The sequence below is a fragment of the Amycolatopsis sp. NPDC059235 genome (genome assembly GCF_042754125.1).
Classification (GTDB): Bacteria; Actinomycetota; Actinomycetes; order Mycobacteriales; family Pseudonocardiaceae; genus Amycolatopsis; species Amycolatopsis albidoflava.
In genome coordinates this window covers 85,218-104,440 of record NZ_JBHZAG010000013.1, presented here as the reverse complement: position 1 = coordinate 104,440, position 19,223 = coordinate 85,218, and the positions used below count along the sequence as shown (strand labels likewise).

17 protein-coding genes, 1 tRNA gene and 1 pseudogene are annotated in these 19,223 nt (G+C 69.1%); 3 read left to right on the top strand and 16 right to left on the bottom strand.

What is annotated here, in order from left to right; all coding sequences use genetic code 11:
• Positions 1 to 197: 197 nt before the first annotated feature.
• Together ACFXI3_RS12205 and radA are read left to right on the top strand one after the other, a co-directional pair.
• Positions 198 to 890, top strand: a complete 693-nt coding sequence (locus ACFXI3_RS12205; protein ID WP_378399547.1) for a hypothetical protein — start codon at positions 198 to 200, stop codon at positions 888 to 890.
• 43 nt (positions 891 to 933) lie between these two features.
• Positions 934 to 2,295 (top strand): DNA repair protein RadA, encoded by a 1,362-nt coding sequence (gene radA / locus ACFXI3_RS12200; RefSeq protein ID WP_344265295.1) that lies wholly within the window; start codon positions 934 to 936, stop codon positions 2,293 to 2,295.
• Here the strand turns inward: radA and ACFXI3_RS12195 are convergent, their stop codons facing one another.
• The 6 genes and pseudogenes from ACFXI3_RS12195 to ACFXI3_RS12170 form a co-directional block, all read right to left on the bottom strand.
• The gene (locus tag ACFXI3_RS12195) at positions 2,296 to 3,390 is read right to left on the bottom strand and encodes a hypothetical protein (protein ID WP_378399546.1); all 1,095 of its coding nucleotides are present in this window, start codon (positions 3,388 to 3,390) and stop codon (positions 2,296 to 2,298) included. It lies immediately after the preceding gene.
• Positions 3,387 to 3,991: pseudogene (locus ACFXI3_RS12190) on the bottom strand (RNA polymerase sigma factor). Before ACFXI3_RS12190 ends, ACFXI3_RS12195 begins: the two are co-directional and overlap by 4 nt.
• Before the next feature lie 39 nt (positions 3,992 to 4,030).
• The gene (locus ACFXI3_RS12185; RefSeq protein ID WP_378399545.1) at positions 4,031 to 4,564 is read right to left on the bottom strand and encodes a hypothetical protein; all 534 of its coding nucleotides are present in this window, start codon (positions 4,562 to 4,564) and stop codon (positions 4,031 to 4,033) included.
• Between the two features lie 130 nt (positions 4,565 to 4,694).
• Complete coding sequence (otsB, locus tag ACFXI3_RS12180) at positions 4,695 to 7,229, bottom strand: trehalose-phosphatase (RefSeq protein WP_378399544.1); 2,535 nt, start codon at positions 7,227 to 7,229, stop codon at positions 4,695 to 4,697.
• 41 nt (positions 7,230 to 7,270) lie between these two features.
• Positions 7,271 to 8,722 carry a trehalose-6-phosphate synthase gene (locus tag ACFXI3_RS12175; protein WP_378399543.1) on the bottom strand — a complete coding sequence of 484 codons (1,452 nt, stop codon included), beginning with the start codon at positions 8,720 to 8,722 and terminating at the stop codon, positions 7,271 to 7,273.
• 84 nt (positions 8,723 to 8,806) lie between these two features.
• Positions 8,807 to 10,312, bottom strand: a complete 1,506-nt coding sequence (locus ACFXI3_RS12170; protein WP_344265275.1) for a threonine/serine exporter family protein — start codon at positions 10,310 to 10,312, stop codon at positions 8,807 to 8,809.
• A gap of 209 nt (positions 10,313 to 10,521) precedes the next feature.
• On the opposite strand from ACFXI3_RS12170, the gene ACFXI3_RS12165 reads away from it, so the two are divergent.
• Positions 10,522 to 10,594 (top strand) — tRNA-Thr (locus tag ACFXI3_RS12165).
• A gap of 212 nt (positions 10,595 to 10,806) precedes the next feature.
• Here ACFXI3_RS12165 and ACFXI3_RS12160 read toward each other — a convergent pair.
• The 10 genes from ACFXI3_RS12160 to ACFXI3_RS12115 all read right to left on the bottom strand — a co-directional run bounded on the left by ACFXI3_RS12160 (position 10,807) and on the right by ACFXI3_RS12115 (position 19,206).
• On the bottom strand, positions 10,807 to 11,085 hold the full coding sequence (locus ACFXI3_RS12160) for a hypothetical protein (RefSeq protein ID WP_378399542.1): 279 nt from the start codon (positions 11,083 to 11,085) through the stop codon (positions 10,807 to 10,809).
• Positions 11,086 to 11,245: 160 nt separating this feature from the next.
• Complete coding sequence (locus ACFXI3_RS12155; protein WP_378399541.1) at positions 11,246 to 11,869, bottom strand: DUF4190 domain-containing protein; 624 nt, start codon at positions 11,867 to 11,869, stop codon at positions 11,246 to 11,248.
• 73 nt (positions 11,870 to 11,942) lie between these two features.
• Positions 11,943 to 12,512: an XRE family transcriptional regulator gene (locus ACFXI3_RS12150; protein WP_344265266.1), complete on the bottom strand. Its 570-nt coding sequence runs from the start codon at positions 12,510 to 12,512 to the stop codon at positions 11,943 to 11,945.
• Between the two features lie 146 nt (positions 12,513 to 12,658).
• Positions 12,659 to 13,984 (bottom strand): MFS transporter, encoded by a 1,326-nt coding sequence (locus tag ACFXI3_RS12145; RefSeq protein WP_344265263.1) that lies wholly within the window; start codon positions 13,982 to 13,984, stop codon positions 12,659 to 12,661.
• A 181-nt stretch (positions 13,985 to 14,165) separates the two neighbouring features.
• Positions 14,166 to 15,122, bottom strand: coding sequence for a PDR/VanB family oxidoreductase (locus ACFXI3_RS12140; protein ID WP_378399540.1), 957 nt, complete (start codon positions 15,120 to 15,122; stop codon positions 14,166 to 14,168).
• A 27-nt stretch (positions 15,123 to 15,149) separates the two neighbouring features.
• Positions 15,150 to 15,893 (bottom strand): SDR family NAD(P)-dependent oxidoreductase, encoded by a 744-nt coding sequence (locus ACFXI3_RS12135; RefSeq protein WP_378399539.1) that lies wholly within the window; start codon positions 15,891 to 15,893, stop codon positions 15,150 to 15,152.
• Complete coding sequence (locus ACFXI3_RS12130; RefSeq protein ID WP_378399538.1) at positions 15,890 to 16,393, bottom strand: aromatic-ring-hydroxylating dioxygenase subunit beta; 504 nt, start codon at positions 16,391 to 16,393, stop codon at positions 15,890 to 15,892. Before ACFXI3_RS12130 ends, ACFXI3_RS12135 begins: the two co-directional genes overlap by 4 nt.
• Positions 16,386 to 17,657, bottom strand: coding sequence for a Rieske 2Fe-2S domain-containing protein (locus tag ACFXI3_RS12125; RefSeq protein WP_378399537.1), 1,272 nt, complete (start codon positions 17,655 to 17,657; stop codon positions 16,386 to 16,388). The genes ACFXI3_RS12130 and ACFXI3_RS12125 overlap by 8 nt, the downstream gene beginning before the upstream one ends.
• Before the next feature lie 14 nt (positions 17,658 to 17,671).
• Positions 17,672 to 18,052: a hypothetical protein gene (locus tag ACFXI3_RS12120; RefSeq protein WP_344265248.1), complete on the bottom strand. Its 381-nt coding sequence runs from the start codon at positions 18,050 to 18,052 to the stop codon at positions 17,672 to 17,674.
• 32 nt (positions 18,053 to 18,084) lie between these two features.
• Positions 18,085 to 19,206 carry an acyl-CoA dehydrogenase family protein gene (locus ACFXI3_RS12115; protein ID WP_378399536.1) on the bottom strand — a complete coding sequence of 374 codons (1,122 nt, stop codon included), beginning with the start codon at positions 19,204 to 19,206 and terminating at the stop codon, positions 18,085 to 18,087.
• Between the last annotated feature and the right edge of the window lie 17 nt (positions 19,207 to 19,223).

Sequence of the window (19,223 nt, the reverse complement as noted above, 5' to 3'; positions counted from 1 at the left end):
CAGGTCAGCGGCCTGAGCAGGGCTTGACAAACCGGTTTTCGCCGTGCTCATGCAGGTGAGCCGACAGCGCCCCGACCGGCACCGTGGGATCCTTTGTGGACAGTCGATCGGCCGGGAACGCACACCGGTTCCGCGCGCGAAGAACCGCCCGGCTAGTCTTCGGGAAGGACGAGGCCGTGAAAGGGAAGGACTCTGACGTGAGGCTGCAGAATCGCCGCGTGCTCGGCGCAGGCGTGTCGGCGCTCGGCGCCGCACTCGTGCTCGCCGGTTGCGGAGCCGGTCAGATCACCCAGACCGACACCCAGCAGCCCGCCGTCAACGGCACCTACGCCCAGGTGAAGACGATCGTGCTCCGCAACGTCGCGGTGCAGTACCCGGCGCAGGGCCCCGGCTACGCGGCCGGTTCGCCCGCCCCGCTCACGCTGACTGTCGTCAACCAGGGCCAGAAGGACGACAAGCTCGTCTCCGTGACGTCCGAGGGCGCAACCGGGCCCGCCCAGATTTCCGGCGACTCGGCCATCGTCGCCGGCCACTCGCTCGTGATCGGCCCGGCCGACGCGGTCGAGCAGGGCGCTCCGGCGCAGCCGGAATCGGCCAACAGCACGCCGGCCTCCGAGACCAACTCGGCCGCCAACGGCGCGCCCAGCTCGGCCCCGGGCTCGGCCTCGAACAGCGCGTCGAACTCCGCCCCCAACTCGGCGTCGAACGCGCCGCAGGCGGGCGAGAACGGCGGCGCGGCGAGCCAGCTCGGCACCGGCAAGGTCGTGCTGCAGGGCCTCAAGCAGCCGCTGTGGCCGGGCGCGACGATCAAGGTCACCTTCACCTTCCAGAACGCCGGCCCGATCGTGGTCGAGCTGCCGGTCGCCGCGCCGGCGCACCCGCGCTCCTGATCGCCGCCGCGTTTCTGTCGGTGCCCGCCGATAGCCTCGCGGCGTGGTGAAGAAGAGCAACACCGTCCACCGGTGCGCGGAATGCGGGTACGAAACGGCTAAGTGGCTCGGCCGCTGCCCGGAATGCCAGGCGTGGGGCACGCTCGAGGAGCGCGGCTCCGCGAAACCGGCGATCGCGCGGGTGGCCGCCGGAGCGCCGAGCGCGCCCGCGAGGCCGATCGCCGAGGTGGACGTCGAGGCGGCCCGGGCGAAGGCCACCGGCGTGCCGGAGCTGGACCGCGTGCTCGGCGGCGGGCTCGTGCCCGGCGCGGTCGCGCTGCTGGCGGGCGAACCCGGGGTCGGCAAGTCCACGCTGCTGCTCGAAGTCGCCTATCAATGGGCGGTCACGGCCGGGCGTTCGCTGTACGTCACGGGCGAGGAATCCGCGGGACAGGTCCGGCTGCGCGCCGAGCGCACCGGCAATGTGCACGGTGAGATGTACCTCGCCGCGGAGAGCGACCTGTCCGCGATCCTCGGGCACGTCGACGCGGTGAAGCCGGGCGTGCTGATCGTCGATTCGGTCCAGACCATGGCGTCGCCGCAGGTCGAGGGCTCGCCGGGCGGGGTGACGCAGGTCCGCGCGGTCACCTCCGGGCTCGTCGCGCTGGCCAAGGAACGCGGGCTGCCGGTCGTGCTCGTGGGACATGTCACGAAGGACGGGTCGGTCGCCGGTCCGCGCGTGCTGGAGCACCTGGTGGACGTGGTGCTGCAATTCGAGGGCGACAAGCATTCCACGCTGCGGATGGTGCGCGGCATCAAGAACCGGTTCGGCGCGGCGGACGAGATCGGCTGTTTCGAGCTCACCGAGGAAGGCATCGTCGGCGTGCCGGACCCGTCCGGCCTGTTCCTGAGCCGGACGGCGGAGCCGGTGCCGGGCACCGCGGTCACCGTCGCGGTCGAAGGGAAACGGCCGCTGCTGGGCGAGGTGCAGGCGCTGGTGTCGAGCAGCGGGATGCCGCAGCCGCGACGCGCGGTGAGCGGCCTCGATTCGGCGCGGATCGCCATGGTGCTCGCCGTGATGGAAAAACGCGGCCGGATGAAGCTGGGCGACAAGGACGTCTACGTCGCCACGGTCGGCGGCATGAAGATCACCGAGCCCGCGATCGACCTGGCGCTGGTGCTCGCGCTGACCTCCTCACTGCACGACGTGGCCCTGTCGCCGCGATTGGTGGCGGTGGGCGAAGTCGGGCTGGCGGGCGAAATCCGGCGGGTGCCGAACGTCGCCCGCCGGCTGGCCGAGGCGGCCCGGCTGGGCTTCACGCACGCGTTGGTGCCGCCGGATTCCGGCAAGCTCCCGGACGGCATCCGGGTGCTGGAGGTGCCCGACGTGGCGAGCGCGCTCAACGCGGCGAATCACGCGAAATGATCAGTCTCCCGCCCGATCGGTCGTCTCGGAGGAGAACTGGGCGGAGCTGACCAAGGTGCCGGGCGCGAAGCCGGTGACGGTGCTCGTGGAGAGCACCTGGATGTCGGTGAGCTGAAGCCGCGTCGCGTCGACTGAGACGAGCATTTTGTACGGGCCGGTGAACACCGCGTACTGCGTGAAGCCCGGACCGGTCTGCACCCGCTGGAAGCCGAGCGTCGGGTCGTCCATCGCTTTCATGAAGGCGACCCGCAGCTCGCGCGACGCGTACCCGGAAGCGAGCACGTTCAGGATCATCCCGGTCGCCGACGGATAGCTGATGCGGCTAGGGACCTTCGGAGTGCCGTAAGCCAACGGCTGTGGCAGTGGCCCGTCGCCGATGGGCGACAGCGCCGGAGGGATGCGGTCCTTCAGGAGGCGATTGGCCAGGCTGTTGGGGTCGGTCGGCAGGCTCGCGACGAATTCCGGGGTCGGCAGGGACCAGCCCACAGTGCCGGCGGGTGAATCTCCGCTGGGAACGCGGAAGTCGGGCGTGAACCGCCCGCCGGGCGCGGACTGCTCGGCCTGGGACGGCCCGGGCAATTTCGCGCTGTCCCGGGGCTCCCCGCCGAGCAGCGTCGGCGGTTCGGCCCGGGTCCAGCGGCGTTTCCAGATTCCGGTCGGGTCGGCCGGGATCCACAGGTCCACCTGGTCCCGAACCCTGAACACACTGGTCCCGTTCACCAACGCGGTGCGGCTGTACTTGGTCACGACGTGGTTGAACGGCGCGCCCGCTTCGCGGCCGTCCGTAGCGGAGCCTGGGCCCGCGGGAGCCAGCGTCGACGGTGCGCTGGCCAGTTCCCGCACCACGACCACGCCGCCGGTGACGAGCGCGACCGCCGCGGCGACCGCGATCCATCGCCACGCGCCGGAGCGCTGTTTTCGTTGCGGGACAACGGGTTCATCCGATTCGCTCACTGCCGCGGCGGCCCGCATCATGCGCGCGCGGGCCCGGTCGAGTTCGGCGCGGTCGGTGGTCGCCTCGTGCGGATGCAGCGCGGCGAGAGCCTCGTCGAGTTCGGCGTCGGACCACAGATGCCGCACGGTGTCGTCGTTCACTGTTCCTTCGCCTCCTCGCGGCTCGATGCGCCTGGATTGGTGCGCAGCCATCTGCGGATCCGGTGCAGTCTCGAACGCACGGTGCCCGGCGGGATGCCGAGCGCCTCGGCGACTTCGACCGGTTCCAGCCCGGCCACGAGACCAGCAGCAGCGTGTCGCGATCGGCGACGCTCAGCTTCGCGAGCGCGCCGGCCAGCTGTACCGTGCGGGCCTGCGCGTCCACCTGCTCGGCGACCCGGGTGTCGTGCCCGCCGTGGCCGCGGTCGCTGGAATTCGCGAGCCGCGCGGTGGCCCGCAGCGCCCGGGTTTCGCTGCGGACGTGATGGCGCAGCAGGTTCGTCGCGATCCCGTACAGCCACGAGCGCGCGGTACCTAGCTCCGGCTGATACGACTCCCGGCGGCGCAGCGCGACGAGGAACGTCTCGGCGACGAGGTCGTGCGCCGTGTCCGGGCCGACGCGGCGCGCGAGGTAGCGGTGCATGGTCGCCGCGTGCGCGTCGAACAGCCGCCCGAACGCCGGGGCCGGATCGGGTCCGCCCAGGTCGGGGCGGTCCTGCGGGCCGGTCGCCACCGGCTCGGGACCGTCATGGGTCACCTGCATGCCTGTTCTTGCCCGCAGGACGGACGAGCGTTCACGACCTCACCAGATGGGGTGGTCGCTGAACTTCTCCAGCGTGCTCACCGACGGCCGGACGAACCAGAGCCCGGCGCTGTAGCCGATCAGGCCGATGGCGAAATTCGCGAACGTCGCGAGCAGTTCGGTGAAGCCGAGCTTGCCGTGGTTGCCCCAGAGATCCACCAGCGCGGACACCCCGAGCGCGATCAGGCAGCTGATCGACAGCGCGGTGAAACAGGCGGCCAGCGCCGCGCGCGTGCCGCGGGCCCGGGCGATCACCAGGTAGTCGCCCTGCAGACAGCGGCGCGCGGACAACACCACCACGGCGGTGGCGAGCACGGACAGCATCGGCAGCAGCAGGGCGGCGAGACCGAGCAGGCCGCGGGGCAGGCTGTGCCCGTGCAGCGGACGGTTCACGAGCACGGTGATGCCGAAAACGAGCAGCGTGCCGATCGCCAGCGAAACCCCGATGACCACGGACGCGACGCGCACCCGGGCGGCGAACAACGGCGGCAGCGGGGCGTACTCCGCGGACTGCTGCCCGTAGTACTGCTTCACCGCATCACCTCCGCGCCGGCAACCCGAACGAACGTGCAAATGCTCGTGAAGACCACCTTAACGGAATGCGATTCCGGCAAGGCGGCCTTCACGGCACTTGTCACCGAGGCGTGCTAACGGGCTTGCCTGATCAAGCCTTCTCGGCCAGCAGATTCGCGCACCGGATCAGGCCGATGTGCGAGTACGCCTGCGGGTGGTTGCCGAGCGAGCGCTCCGCGACCGGGTCGAACTGCTCCGGCAGCAGCCCGGTCGGGCCCGCCGCGCCGACGATCTGCGCGAACAGCTCCTCGGCCTCGTTGCGCCGCCCGGTGCACAGGTACGCCTCGATCAGCCAGGCCGCGCAGATGTGGAAGCCGCCCTCGCCGCCGGGGAGGCCGTCGTCGCGCCGGTAGCGGTACACCGTGGAACCGCTGCGGAGCTCGGCCTCGATCGCCGTCACGGTCTTCTGGAACCGCTCGTCCGCCGGGTCGATCAGGCCGGTCAGGCCCACGAACAGGGACGCCGCGTCGAGGTCGGTGCCGTCGTAGGCGGTGGTGAACGCCTGCACCTCGTCGTTCCAGCCGTGCTCGAGCACGTCGGCCTTGATCCGGTCGCGCAGCTGAGGCCAGGCTCCCGGGACGCCGCGGCCGTACTCGTCGCCGAGGCGCACCGCGCGGTCGATGGTCACCCAGCACATCACCCGCGAGTACACCCGGTGCCGCGGCACGTGCCGCTCTTCCCAGATGCCGTGGTCCGGCTCGTTCCAGCGCCGCGTGACGGCCTCGGCCATCGCGCGGACCATCTGCCAGTCCTCGTCGCGCAGTTCGCCGCGGACCTTCGCCAGCGTCGCGACCAGCTCCACGACCGGGCCGAACACGTCGAGCTGCACCTGGTGGTTGGCCAGGTTGCCGACGCGCACCGGCCGCGAACCGGCGTACCCGGGCAGCGATTCGATGACCGCCTCCGCGCCGATGACGCTGCCGGCCAGCGTGTACAGCGGGTGCAGCCGCTCCGGGCCGGCCAGCGTGGCGAGCACGCCGTGCAGCCACTTCAGGTAGCCCTCGGCCTCCTCGTGCGAACCGAGGTGCACCAGCTCGCGCACGGTCATCGCGGCGTCGCGGATCCAGCAGTAGCGGTAGTCCCAGTTGCGGACCCCGCCGATCTCCTCCGGAAGCGACGACGTCGCGGCGGCCAGCACGCCGCCGGTGTCGGTGTTGACCAGCCCGCGCAGGGTCAGCGCGGAACGGCGCACCAGTTCGGTCTGGACGGTCGGCAGCTTGAGCTTCGCCGCCCAGTCGCTCCAGTACCGGCCCGCCCGGTCCCGGCGGTCCACTTCGGACAGTTCGTGGGCGGTGAAATCCGTGGTGCCGCAACGCAATTCGAGCACCACCGGCTGCTCCGGAGCCGGCTGGACGAGCGCGGTCGCGGTGTCCTGCAGGCCGTCGGAGGTGATCGACCATTCGACCCCCGGCGAGCGCAGCACGAACGGCTCCGACGTGCCCAGCACGCGCAGGCCCTCGGCCTCCGCGACCAGCTTCACCGGCACGCCGCCGAATTCCGGCCGCGGCGCGAACACGACCTGCGCCACCGCTTCGCCGGAGACCACGCGCACGAGGTCGGTGCGGTGCCCGGGGCTTTCCGGTTCGAGGTAGTCCGTGACGAGCAGCCGCGACCAGCGGGTCTCGACCGTCATCGTGTTCGGCAGGTACCGCTGCCCGAGCGGGAGCCCGTTGCGGTGCGGTTTGATCGAGAAGTGCCCGGCCCCGGGGCCGCCGAGCAGGTCGGCGAACACCGCGGGGGCGTCCGGGCCGGGGTGGCACAGCCAGGTCAGCTTCGCGTCCGGCGTCACCAGCGCGACCGAGCGCTCGTTGGCCAGCAGCGACAGCCGCTCGATCGGCGTCGCGGACTCGCCGTAGAGCCAGTTGCGCCGCTCTTCCAGCAGGAACGCGAGCACCATCGCGACGTCGACGGTGTCGGGCACGTGGTACTCGGCGAGCGATTCGCCGTCGCCGACCTTGATGCCGAGGTCCGGCCCGGCCAGCCGGGCGAACGCCTTCTCGTCGGTGACGTCGTCGCCGAGGAACACCGCCGCGGTGGCCCCGACCTGGTGGCGAAGGGTGTCGAGGGCGTTGCCCTTGTCGGTCTTCACGACCGCCAGCTCGACGACTTCCTTGCCGTCCGTGGTCGTGACGCCTTCCCACTTCGCCGGGCCTTCGTGCACGTCCGAGAGGACGCGCCGGCCCGCGTTGTGCTCGGCGCGGCGCACATGCACCGCGATGCTCGCCGGCTTGACCTCGAGCGACACCCCCGGCACGTCGAGCACCAGCTGTTCCAGCTCGTGTTCGAGCCGCCGGTGCAGCGCCTTCGCGTCCTCGTCGAGCGCGTGGATGAAGCCGATGTCGAACTCGGATCCGTGACTGCCGACCAGGTTCACTTCGGACGGCAGCCGCGACAGCGTCGCGAGGTCCCGAAGAGCCCGGCCGGAGATCACGGCGGTGGTCGTTTCGTGCAGGCCGGCGAGAGATCTCAACGCGCCCACGGACTCAGGCAGCGGCCGCGCCTCGTCCGGGTTCGCGGTGATGGGGGCCAACGTGCCGTCGTAGTCGCAGGCGACCAGCAGGCGCGGGGTACGGGCGATCTGCACGATCGCGCGCCGTAGCTCCGCGGGCAACGCCTCGGCGGTCAACACTCCTCCTCAGGAGGTCCAGCGCGGTACGGGGGAGGGGGTCAGTCGGCCGGTTCGGCACCCAGCGCCTGGAGGAACGAACGCGCCCACCGGTCGACGTCGTGGGTGAGGACCTGTCGACGCATGGCGCGCATCCTGCGTCGGCCCTCGGCGGGGTCGAGCGTAATGGCAGCCTCCAACGCGTTCTTCACCCCGTCCAGATCGTGCGGGTTGACGAGGAAAGCGCTGGTCAGTTCGGCCGCCGCGCCGGCGAACTCGCTCAGCACCAGCGCGCCGCCCAGATCCGGCCGGCACGCGACGTACTCCTTGCAGACGAGATTCATCCCGTCGCGCAGCGGAGTCACCACCATGACGTCGGCCGCGGAGAAGAAGGCGGCCAGCTCGGTGCGGTTCACGGATTGGTGCAAATAGTGCACGACCGGGTGGCCGACGCGGGCGAACTCGCCGTTGATCCGGCCGACCATCTGCTCGATCTCGCCGCGCATCCGCTGGTAGTGCTCGACGCGTTCGCGGCTCGGCGTGGCCAGCTGCACGAACGTGACGTCACCGGGTTCGAGCCGGCCCTCGTGCAGCAGTTCGTGCAGCGCTTGCAGCCGCAGGTCGATGCCCTTGGTGTAGTCGAGCCGGTCGACGCCCAGCAGCACCGCCTTGGGGTTGCCGAGGTCGCGCCGGATCTGCTTGGCGCGCTCGCCGACGCCCTTGCTGCGGGCGAGCGAGTCGAGGCCGGCCGCGTCGATGGAGATCGGGAACGCGCCGACGCGCACGGTGCGGTCGCCGACCTGCACCATGCCCGGCCGGGACCGGACGCCGACCGCGCCGCGGGTGGGTTCGAGGCCGACCAGCTGCCGGGCCAGCCACAGGAAGTTCTGCGCGCCGCCGGGCCGGTGGAAGCCGATCAGGTCCGCGCCGATCAGGCCGCGCACGATCTCCGCGCGCCACGGGAGCTGCATGAAGAGCTCGACCGGCGGGAACGGGATGTGCAGGAAGAAGCCGATGCGCAGGTCGGGCCGCAGCTCGCGGAGCATCCGGGGCACGAGCTGCAGCTGGTAGTCCTGGATCCACACAGTCGCGCCGTGCGCGGCGACGGTGGCGCTGGCCTCGGCGAAGCGGCGGTTGACCTTCACGTAGCTGTCCCACCACGCCCGGTCGAAAACCGGCCGCGCGACGACGTCGTGGTAGAGCGGCCAGAGCGTGGCGTTGGAGAAGCCCTCGTAGTAGTCGCGGACCTCGGCCGAGGTGAGCGACACCGGGTGCAGGACGAGCCCGTCGTCGTCGAACTCGTCCACCTCGACGTCCGGCACGCCCGGCCAGCCGACCCACGCGCCCTTGCGGGACCTGAGGAACGGTTCGAGCGCGGAGACCAGCCCGCCGGGACTGGCCGTCCAGCGCTGTTCCCCGTCCGCGGTCCGTTCGAGGTCGACGGGCAGCCGGTTGGCCACCACGACGAAATCCGCGGACGGTGCGCTTTTCTCCTCGGCGATCGCGTCAGTCACTCCAGCTGCTCCCTCGTCATCGGCGGGTCGCGGCCCCACTGGAAACCCTAGCGCGCGCGGAGTGACCGGCCGGTGACCAACTGGTTACTCCAAACGCCTTTCGGTCGGCTCCATCGGCCCGGCCAGCCGGGGCCCGGAGAGCTTGCGCTCGAGCCTGCCGAGCCCGGTGCGGACCGGCTGGGCGAGGTATTCGCCCAGTACAACGCCCGCCGCGAGGGCGAGCCCGACGGCGACCGCGGTCATCAGGGTGGAGATGTTGCCGCCTGGCGACACTGCCAATTGGTATAGACCACGATAGGTGGAGAGGCCGGGGAGCAGCGGAGTGATCCCGGACACGGCGACCACGAGCGGAGTAACCTTCAGCCGCCGCGCCATGACGCCGCCGCAGAACCCGACGAGCGTCGCCGCGATCGCTGACGCGCTCACCGCGTCCAGCGTCGCGAGGATCAACGCGCCGTAGACGAGCGCGCCGATCGCGCCCGCCGCGGCGGCGACGAGCATCGCGCGAAGTTTCGAATACGAGGCGAGCGCGAAGCAGGCGGCCGCGCCGGCCCCGCCGATGACGATGATCGGCAGGTCCTGCGCGGTCGAGATCGGGACGTCGGGCAACGGCTTGCGCGGCAGTTCGAGCATCACCGCGATGCGAAGCGCGAGCACGACGCCGGCGATCAGCCCGGCACTCATCAACGCGGTTTCCATCGTGCGGCCGGACGCGGTGACGTAGTACCCGGTGATCCCGTCCTGCACCGCCGAAACCGTGGACAGCCCGGACAGCAGCACGGTGACCGCCGCGGCGACCACCAGCGTCGGCCGGTCGGTGGTGAGGATGTTGCTGCTGACGATGATCATCGCCGACAGCGTCGCGAACAGCCCGCCGACCACCTGCTGGAAGAAGAACGGGAGGTTGAACTTGTTGAGCAGCCTGCCGATCCGGTCGATCGCGGCGGAGATGACCATCGCGACGAGCGCGATGTCGAGACCCCCGCCGAGCAGCAGCGTGATGAACCCGGCCAGCCCACCCCAGGCGGCGGTCGCGGTCCAGCGCGCGTACGGGTGCGGAGCGGAGGTGATCCGGTCCAGTTCGGTGACCGCTTCCTCCGCCCCGGTGTTGCCGCGGACGATCTGGCGCACGAGCGCCTCGGTCTCGTTGAGCCGGGTGTAGTCGAGACTGCGCGAACGGACCACTCGCAACGCGGTGACCGGCGCGAGGTCCGTACCGCGGTGGCAGGTGACGGTGATCGACGTGAAGATGACGTCGACCTCGCAGTGCGGCAGCCCGAGTGCGGAGGTGAGCGCGAGGATGGTCGCGGTGACGTCGGAAGCCCCGGCGCCACTGGCCATCTGGACTTCGCCGATCCGCAACGTGAGATCCAGAACGAAGTTGACGGTCGCGTCGTCGGGCGGCTTGGGCCCGAGCACCTCCTCGGACTCGACCGCGGGCTGTTCCGCCGTCGGAGCCTCGAGAATGTGCCAGGCGCGGCGGCGCAGAAGATTGGGCCGATGCCGCTGGCTGGACCGCGGGTGCGGAGGCTCGAGAATCGGCCACCGTCTGCGCGCGGCCCCCTGGCCGGTACGCTCGTTGATCTTCATGATCGATCCCCACCTCCTCGTTCGTTCCCGGGGACCATCGGCCGTACCGCCCCAGCTGTTGCAGTGGCGTCCGCCACACCTGTCATCGATCGTGCCGCATGGGGTTGGATCTTGTCGATTTTCGCCGCTGACCTGGGGGTTAGGGCGGGTTGTCCGGGTGCGGTCGGGGCAGCCCGATATACTTCGGGCGCGCCCGGTGCCGGGTGCGCGCCGGTATAGCTCAGTTGGTAGAGCATCTGTCTTGTAAACAGAAGGTCAGGGGTTCGAACCCCCTTGCCGGCTCCGTTTCGATCATGGACCTGTCCGGCCGTAGATAACCGCCTCGGCTGGTACCTGAAACATGTTTCGGCCGCTGAGGTCGGCGACCCCGTGCTCAAGCTCGACGACCGTCACCGCGACGTTGTCGTGAGGTCGTCATCCACCACTCGCGTGGCTGTGCCGTTGAGGTATGCCATCACGCGAGAATGCCGTATCCGCAACGACAGCGCGGTGGTTCAGGCAGCGGACCGCGGGACGTCAGCGGCGGGCAAATCGATCGCGGCTCGACCGGCGTCGGTGAGGAGCGCGGGGACGCGTTCGCCGCGGCGGCCTGCGCGCAGCGGGACCACCAAGGCGAACCGGGCGAGGCGGTGGGCGGTGAATTGGTCGCAGCACGGGACGCCGTCGATGTAGAGATCGGGTTCGCAGCTGCAGGTCATTTCGGCGCGGCCGAGGCCGACGGCGGTGAGAGTGGCTCGCTCGCGATGGTTCAGCGTAAGGATCTCGGCCGACATGACTGCCTCGCTGGTGGGTTCGCTCAGTGCTTCACCCCACTGTCCGAGATCCTTCTGGTGCCAGCCAGAGCCAGTTTCGGGCCTATTTCGCGGTACCAGTTGAGACCGCTCGCGACGGCCCGTCCGGTGGACGGGCCGCCGCGAACGGATGGTCTCGGAATCAGAACCCGTCGCAGGTGGCGGTCGCGAACTTGCCCGACGCCTTCGCCGTCTTGGCTTCCTTGCCGTCCACGACGACCTTGCAGGTCACGTCTCCGCCGTCGGCGCCGGTGGTCACCGACAGGGCTCCGCCCTTGAACAGGCCCTTCGTGGTGATGTCTTTCGACCACGGCAGGGTCTGCGGCTGATCCTGGCTGGCGGACGTGTTGCCGTCGCCGATGGTGGTGTAGGTGATCGAGGCTTCCTTCGCGGTGCCGGTGACCTCGTAGTGGATCGTCACCGTGCGGTTTGCTTCGGTGTTGATCTCGTTGACGGCCTTGGCGGTCGTCACGGTCCACACGATGCACATCGCCAGGCCGATCACCGAGAGCGCCAGACCGGCGATCGAGAGGCCCTTGTTCGTGGCCTTTCCGGACCGCGTCCGGACGAAGCCGAGCGCGGAGAAGATGATCCCGAGGATCACCAACGGCCACGCGATGAGCCCGATGACCGGGATGAACGAGAAAATCAGGCCGACCAGTCCGAGCACGAACCCGGCGGTGCCGAGCCCGTTCTTCGGCGGGAGCTGGTGGGCCGGCGGGGCCGCCTGGGGTGCGGGCGGCGGAGGATAGTCAGGGGCGGACATTAAGAGCCTTTCGTGATCGACCGTGCACAAACAGGTCGCACTAGTCGCCACGGGTGTTACGTCATTTCTGGTATCAGTTCGGGCGCGGCTCCACGTGCACTCGTTCTCCCTGCAGTCCGAAGAGGATCAGCAGCTCAACCGCGCCTCCGTCGGCCGAGCCGAGCCAATGGGGTTCCGTCGTGTCGAACTCCGCTGCCTCGCCGGGTGGGACCGTCAGGTCCTTCGCGCCTACGATTAACCGCAGGTGTCCATTGAGGACGTATAGCCATTCGTAGCCGCTGTGCGTTTTCAATGCGGGTTCCGCAGAACGGCCGGGGATCAGCATTTTGTACGCGTGCACCCCGCCCGGGCGGCGGGTGAGCGGCACGTAGGTCATCCCGTGCTGGTGGATCGGGCGCAGGTGGACGCGCGGGTCGCCGGCTCGGGGTGCGCCGACCAGGTCGTCGATCGGGACGTCGTAGGCGCGCGACAGCGGCAGCAGCAGTTCCAGGTTCGCCCGGCGCTGGCCGTTTTCCAGGCGGGACAGGGTGCTTTCCGAGATGCCGGTCTCGGCCGACAGGTCGGCCAGGGTGATGCCGCGCCGGTTGCGCAGGGTTCGCAGCCTCGGGCCGACCGCGTCCAGGACTTCGTCGATCTCACGCATACTGTGCTGATTGTACTAATCCGGCCACAGCCACGGCCTGATGACTTCGCTGCAGCGGTTACGTGCCGCTCCAGGGGCGGCCTACTTTTGGCCGGATTAGCACCACCCCAGTCTCGCCCAAACCAGGAGACTGGGGTGCGGCCGCGTCAGCTGACCAGTTCGGGAGCCGGTTTCGCGGCACGCCGAGCGGGGGCGGTTTCCGGGAGGATCAGCAGGCAGACCAGGCTCAGCACAAGCAGCGCGGCCAGGTAGTAGCCGACCGCGAGGGCGTCTCCGGTCGCGGCGACGATCCGGTTGGCGATCATCGGCGACAGGCCGCCGCCGAGCACCGCGCCGACGTGGTAGCCCACGCCGAGACCGGACTGGCGCTGCTCTCGCGGGAACAGCTCGGCGAACCAGGTGTACATCGGTCCAAAGAGGATTCCGGTGGCGGTGAAACCCAGCAGCAGCGCGACGAATACCGAGCTGACGGTGCCCGCCGAGGCGATCGGGAACATCACGAGCGCGGCGGCGATGGACAGGACCGAGCCGGTCAGCATCACCGGTTTGCGGCCGATCCGGTCGGACAGCCAGGCGGCTCCGACGTTCGCGGCGGCGTGGCACAGGAGGGTGATCGTCGAAATGGTGACGATCGGGGCGCGCGGGAGGCCGAGGCCTTCCGGGGCGGCGGCGGTCGCGTACGACAGCATGAACGTGACCAGCGCGAAAGTGCAGGCGGTGAGACCGAGGTTCGCTCCGGCGATCAGCAGCAGCCGTCGCCAATTCGAGCGGAGGACGTCGGCGAGCGGCTTTTTCGCGCGCGTTTCGGCGGCGGCCATTTTCTCGAATTCCGGGCTTTCCGATACGCCGCGGCGGACCCAGATGCCAATCGCCAGCACGATGCCGCCGGCGAGGAACGGAAGCCGCCAGCCCCAGCTCATGATGTCGTCGTTGGGCAGCAGGAGAACCAGTGCGAAGGCCAGGTTCGCCAGCACGACGCCGATCGGCGAGCCGAGCGCGACGAAGGAACCGTAGAGGCCACGCCGTTTTTCCGGCGCGTGCTCAACGGCGAACACGGCCGCTCCGGCGCTTTCCCCGCCGCGGGCGGCGCCGTGCAGCAGGCGCAACCCGACGAGCAGCAGGGGCGCGGCGATGCCGATCACCGCGTACGGCGGGAGAACGCCCATGCCCAGTGTCGCGAAACCCATCAACAGGAACGCGGCGTACAGCGCGGTCCGGCGGCCGCGACGGTCGCCGATCCAGCCGAAAAGCGCCGCGCCCAGCGGGGCCATCACGAAGCCGATCGCGAAGGTCGCGAGGCTCATGAAGGTGCCGAACCAGGCGTTGCCGGTTTTGAAGAACACCGACCCGAACACCAGTGCCGCTGCGGTGCCGTAGATCGAGAAGTCGTACATTTCCAGGGAAGTGCCGACGCCGGCTGCGAATCCGAGCCGCAGCACGCCGGGAGAGTGCGCTTCGTCGCGCTTGGCCATAGCAGGCCTTTCGTCGTCTCGCGCGAGAATGCGCGGAGTGTCCGGTGGTGGGGAAACGGTGGACACAGCTTAGGGAAAGCGTGACGAAGGAGGCAAAGTCCGATTTGCGGCGGATTGATAAATAAAATCGATCAATTAATAGACAGGACGGCCGGAATCGCGAGGATTCCGGCCGTCTGCGTCAGTACAGTTCGATCATCAGTTTTTCCGAGCGGGCGCGCGACACGCACAGCGCCATCTGGTCGCCGGAAGCCTTGTCGCTGGCCGAAAGACACTGGTCCCGGTGCTCCGGCGTGCCTTCCAGCACCCCGGAAACGCACGAGCCGCAGATGCCTTCCTCGCACGATTTGAACACCTCGATCCCGTTGTCGGTCAGCACCGAGAGGATCGACCGGTCCGCCGGGATCTCGAACACCTCGCCGGTGTCGAGTTCGACGGTGAACGGCTGATCTCCGCTCGTGTCGACCTCGGCCGCGGTGAAATGTTCGACGTGCACCTGCGTTTCGCCGACCACCGGGGCGAACACGCCGGTGACCTGCTCCATGAACCCTTCCGGGCCGCAGGTGTAGACGTGCCCGGCGGAACCGAGCCCAGCAGCCACTTCCGTGAGCACGGCGGGCTGTTCGTCGCGCGGAACGCCGAAATACAGCAGCACCCGGTCCCGGAATTCAGCCTGTTCTTCAAGCAGGGAAACAAAAGCCGCCGACTCCCGGTCGCGCGCGAAGTAGTGCAGTTCGAATTCCGCACAGTCCGCGTGCAGCTGATAAGCCAGGCTCAGCAATGGAGTGATGCCGATGCCGCCCGCGATCAGCACGTGCCGGTCCGCGCCCGGAGCCAGCGACAGCAGGTTCCGGGACTCGCCGACCTCGAGCTTGTCGTTCTCCGCGACGGCGTGCAGCGCCTCGGAACCGCCACGCGAATCCGGCTCCCGCTTCACCGCGATGAGCAGCGACGACGTGTCGTCCGGCCGCCCGCACAGCGAATACTGGCGCAGGATCCCGGTCGGGCCGGTGACGTCGACGTGCGCACCGGCGGGGTGCGGGTCGAACGGCAGACCGTCGGCGCGGACGAGGCGAAGCGCCCGGATCCCGGGCGCTTCCTCGACGACCTCGGCCACGCGGACCACGGTGTTCGGCATCGGCTCTCCGTTTCAGGGCAAGGGAGTTCAGCGCAGGTAAAGGCCGCCGTTGGCGTCCCAGCACGCCCCGGTGACCGAGGCCGCGCCCGGTGAGGCGAGCAGCGACACCATCCGCGCGATGAACGCCGGGTCGCCGAGCCGTCCGACGGGGATGTTCTTCGTGAAGGCCTCGAGGTTGTCCTCGCCGACGATCGAATGCACCATCGGGCTGTCCAGCGGCCCCGGGGACACGGAGTTCACCGTGACTCCGCGCGAGGCGAGTTCGCGCGCGAACACCTTCGTCGCGGACATGATCGCGCCCTTGGACGACGCGTAGTGCCCGCCGGTCGCGGTGCCGCCGTTCTGGCCGGCCAGCGACGCCATGTTCACGATCCGTCCGTAACCCTGCTCGGCGAAGTACGCGCCGAAGAGCTGGCAGGCGGTGAACGTGCCGGTGAAGTTGACCGCGAGGACCGCGTCGAGGTCTTCCGGCGTGATCTCCATCAGCGGGGCCGCCTGAGTGCGGGCCGCGTTGTTGACCAGCACCTGGACGCTGCCGAAATCACGGACGACGTCGTCTTTCAGCTGCGCGAGCGCCGCTCGATCCCGCACGTCGACCGTGTAGCCACGGCAGTTGCCAAGGGACACGGCCAGTTTCTCGGCCGCTTCGCCGTTGACGTCCGCGATCGCGACGCGGTAGCCCTCGGCGTGCAGCTGCCGCACGATCGCTTCTCCGAGACCGCTCGCGCCGCCGGTGACCACGGCGACGTGCGGCTCCGCTGGCGCGCTCACAGCAGGAATCCCGCGGCCGGAACGGCTTCGTCGCTGTTGACCAGCCGGACGACCTTCAACGCGATCCGGTCGCCCTCGGGGCCTGCCGGCGACAACTGGATGCGGTGCACCAGATCCGCTGCCCACAGGTCGTGGTTGCCTCGCTTGTAGGCGACCAGGATCTGTGCCGAACGCAGCACAACTTCGTCGTCCGAAACGGATTCCGGTACGAATCGCGACACCGTGCGCACGGTGCGGGCGGAATCGACGGCGGCGAGCGCGTAGCCCTCGGTCATCCGCGCGATGCGCATCTGCCGCATCCGCGCGTCGTCGTAGACCATGTTCAGCGAACCGGCGAAATCGTCGGTGTCCCGGTCGATCGGGATGACGTAAATACCGTCCTCGGTGAACAGCTTCTCCCACACGTGATACTCCGTGCGGTCCAGCAGTTCTGCCTCGCGGTTGACCAGTTCGACGGCGCGTGCGACGCGAGGGTCAGTGACGGGGATGGTTTCAGTCATCGCCCATCATCTCCTTCCACTGGGCGTACGCGGCGCGCATGCCGGTTTCGTCGGTGACGTGCGAGGTCGGCCAGCCTTCGGGGCTCGCCTTTTCCCGCGCCAACCCGCGGTTGACCAGGATCGGCAGGTCCGGGCCGCCGTGTGCGCCGCGCTGCACGCGGTCCCAGCCCTCGGCGTCGTCCGGCGTGCCGAACCCGAACGGACCCTGGAAGTGCTCGTGGATGCGCATCCGTTCGCGATTCACGATGTCCAGTTCCGGCGGGCCGTCGGGGCCGATAGCGACGTGCTCGATCAGGGTCTCGTTGACCGAAATCGGCCGCAGCACGCGGAAAAACGCCGCGGACATCGAAACGTTCGGGAACAGGTTGAGGTTGAAGCCGGTGCCGTGCATGGCCCGGACGACCTTGCGCACCTGCGCCTCGTCGAGGGTCTTCGACAACTCGGCCACGACGTGGTCGAAGCGGCCCTGCAGCGGTTCGGTGCCGTCGTCGACGTCCAGGTCGGAGTGCTCCGGCACCATCTGCATGACGCTGTGGCCGTTGCCGAGCGAATGCGTGATCGCCGACGGATCGGTCATGAACGACATCATGTCGGCGGTTTCCGCGTCCACCGAAGCCATCCACGACCGGTGCACGATCGGGAAGTGATAGCCGTCGGTGGTGTTCTCCAACTGGATTTTCCAGTTGCCGCGGAACTTGAACTGGTGCTTGCCCAGCACCTTGATCGGATAACCGCCGCCCTGCTTCATAAAGCGGTCGATCCACAGTTTCGCGTCGCCGAGGAAGTCCTCAAGGGACTCAGCGTCCTCGTCGAAGGTCGCGAAAACCATGCCGCCGTACGACTCGGTGCGCAGTTTCTTCAGCGACAGCTCGCCCTTTTCCAAGACGCCTTCGTAGCCGTCGGGATAAGGGATGCCGCGCAGCTTGCCGTCGAGGCCGTAGCTCCAGGCGTGGTACGGGCAGGTGAAGCCGTTGGCCTTGCCGCTCGGCTTCTCGCAGAGGCTTGCACCGCGGTGACGACAGCGGTTGAGCATCGTGTGCAGCGTGCCCTTGCGATCGCGGGTCACGATGACGGGCTGGCGGCCGACGTAAGTGGATTTGAAGTTGCCTGGCTGCGCCAATTCGCTTTCGTGCGCGACCCACACCCACGAACGCTCGAAGATCTGCGTCATCTCGCGTTCGAAGATTTCCGGGTCGGTATACAGCCGGGCGGCGACGCGGTCGCTTTCGGCGAAATCCGCGGGAACGCTCGAGTTCTCAGTCATGAGGTCTCCGATTTTCAGTCGGGCAGTTCGACGTCTTCGCGGACGGTCAGCGGACGGCCGATCCGGGCTTCGATCTTGGCGAAGCGCCACAGCTTGACGCCATTGCTGCCGACCTCGGTCGTGCGCAGCAGGTTGCAACCGGCCTTGACGGTTTCCTGGCTGTCGGCGTCGGCGAGGATGTAGCAGGTCCACGGCCAGCCCTCAGACGGGCCGACCATGTGCGCGTCGTCGTCGATGTCACCGATGAAAGTGATGCCCGGCAACGCTTTCAGCTGGTCCATCATGGACACGAAGGACTGCCAGACGTCGCCGATGGTGATGCCGTCGGCGGGCAGGTCGAAGAAGTTCTGGTTGATGCCGATGCAGAAAAGCACCCGCAGGGGCTGCGTGCTCACAGTCGGAGACTCCTCGTCGTGGTGGTGGCTGGTCAGCGGAAGCCGGGGCTGGTCGGCGGCTGTCCCATGAGAACCGCGCCGGCGGCGTCGTGGATGGCCGGGCCCAGGAACGCATGCTGCTTGGGTACCAGTGCGTCGCCCTGAAGTCCACGCAGCGGATGCGTCGAGTAGATCGGCGCGGTGCCGGAAATCTCGACGAGCTTCGAGACGACCTCGGACGACGTCTTGGCCAGGTGCGCGGCCGAAAGCCGCAGCTGGGCGTTCTGCTCGTCGCTGGCCTCGTCACCGGAGACGACGGTGTCCCAGACCTCGTGGCTGACCTCGTAGAACCAGGCGCGCGCGGACCGCAGCGCGGCCTCGGCGTCTGCGTACCCGGTGCGGTAGTAGCCGCGGTCGGCGAGTTTCGGCGCGCCGGTGACGCCGGTGTAGCCAGCGCCGACCTCGCGGGCGTGGTCGAGCGCGGCACGCGCGACACCCGCGCCGACGATAGCGAGAACCTGTGCGGCGTAAGCGATTGTGGGGTACCGGTAGAGCGGCTCGTCGACCATGGGCGCGCCGCCGCGGATGAACGTCCACTCGCGCGGGACCTCGACGTCGCGCACGACCAGGTCGAACGAACCGGTGCCGCGCATGCCGACGACGTCCCATTCCTGGACGATTTCGACCTGCTCGGGCCGCAGCAGCGCGGTGCGCGGTTTCCCGCCGGTCGATTCGTCGCCGGGGATGCCGACGCCGAGGATGTCCGCGCCCATGCAGCCGCTGGCGAACTTCCAGCGACCGTCCACGCGGAAGCCGGTTTCCGTCGCCGGGGCGGGCTGGACCGGGAAGAGACCGCCGGCGAACGCGACGTCCGGACCGTCTTTGTACAGCTCGGCCTGCGTGTCCAGCGGGAGCGCGGCGAGGTAGATCAGCGACGAGCCGAAGCTGGCGACCCAGCCGGTTGAACCGTCCACAGTGGAAATACGCTCGATCAGGCGGAGGAATTCGGCGGGCGGGAGCGGGTTGCCGCCGAACTTCGCCGGCGTGCTGGCCCGGTAGATGCCGAGCTGCTTGAGCCGGTCGATGAAGTCCCGCGGAACGTAGCGCTGCTGCTGGAACTCGTCCTTGCGCGTGGCGAGCTCGGCGAGCACCTCCTCCATGGTGACTTCGCTCATCGCTGCTCCTCAGAATG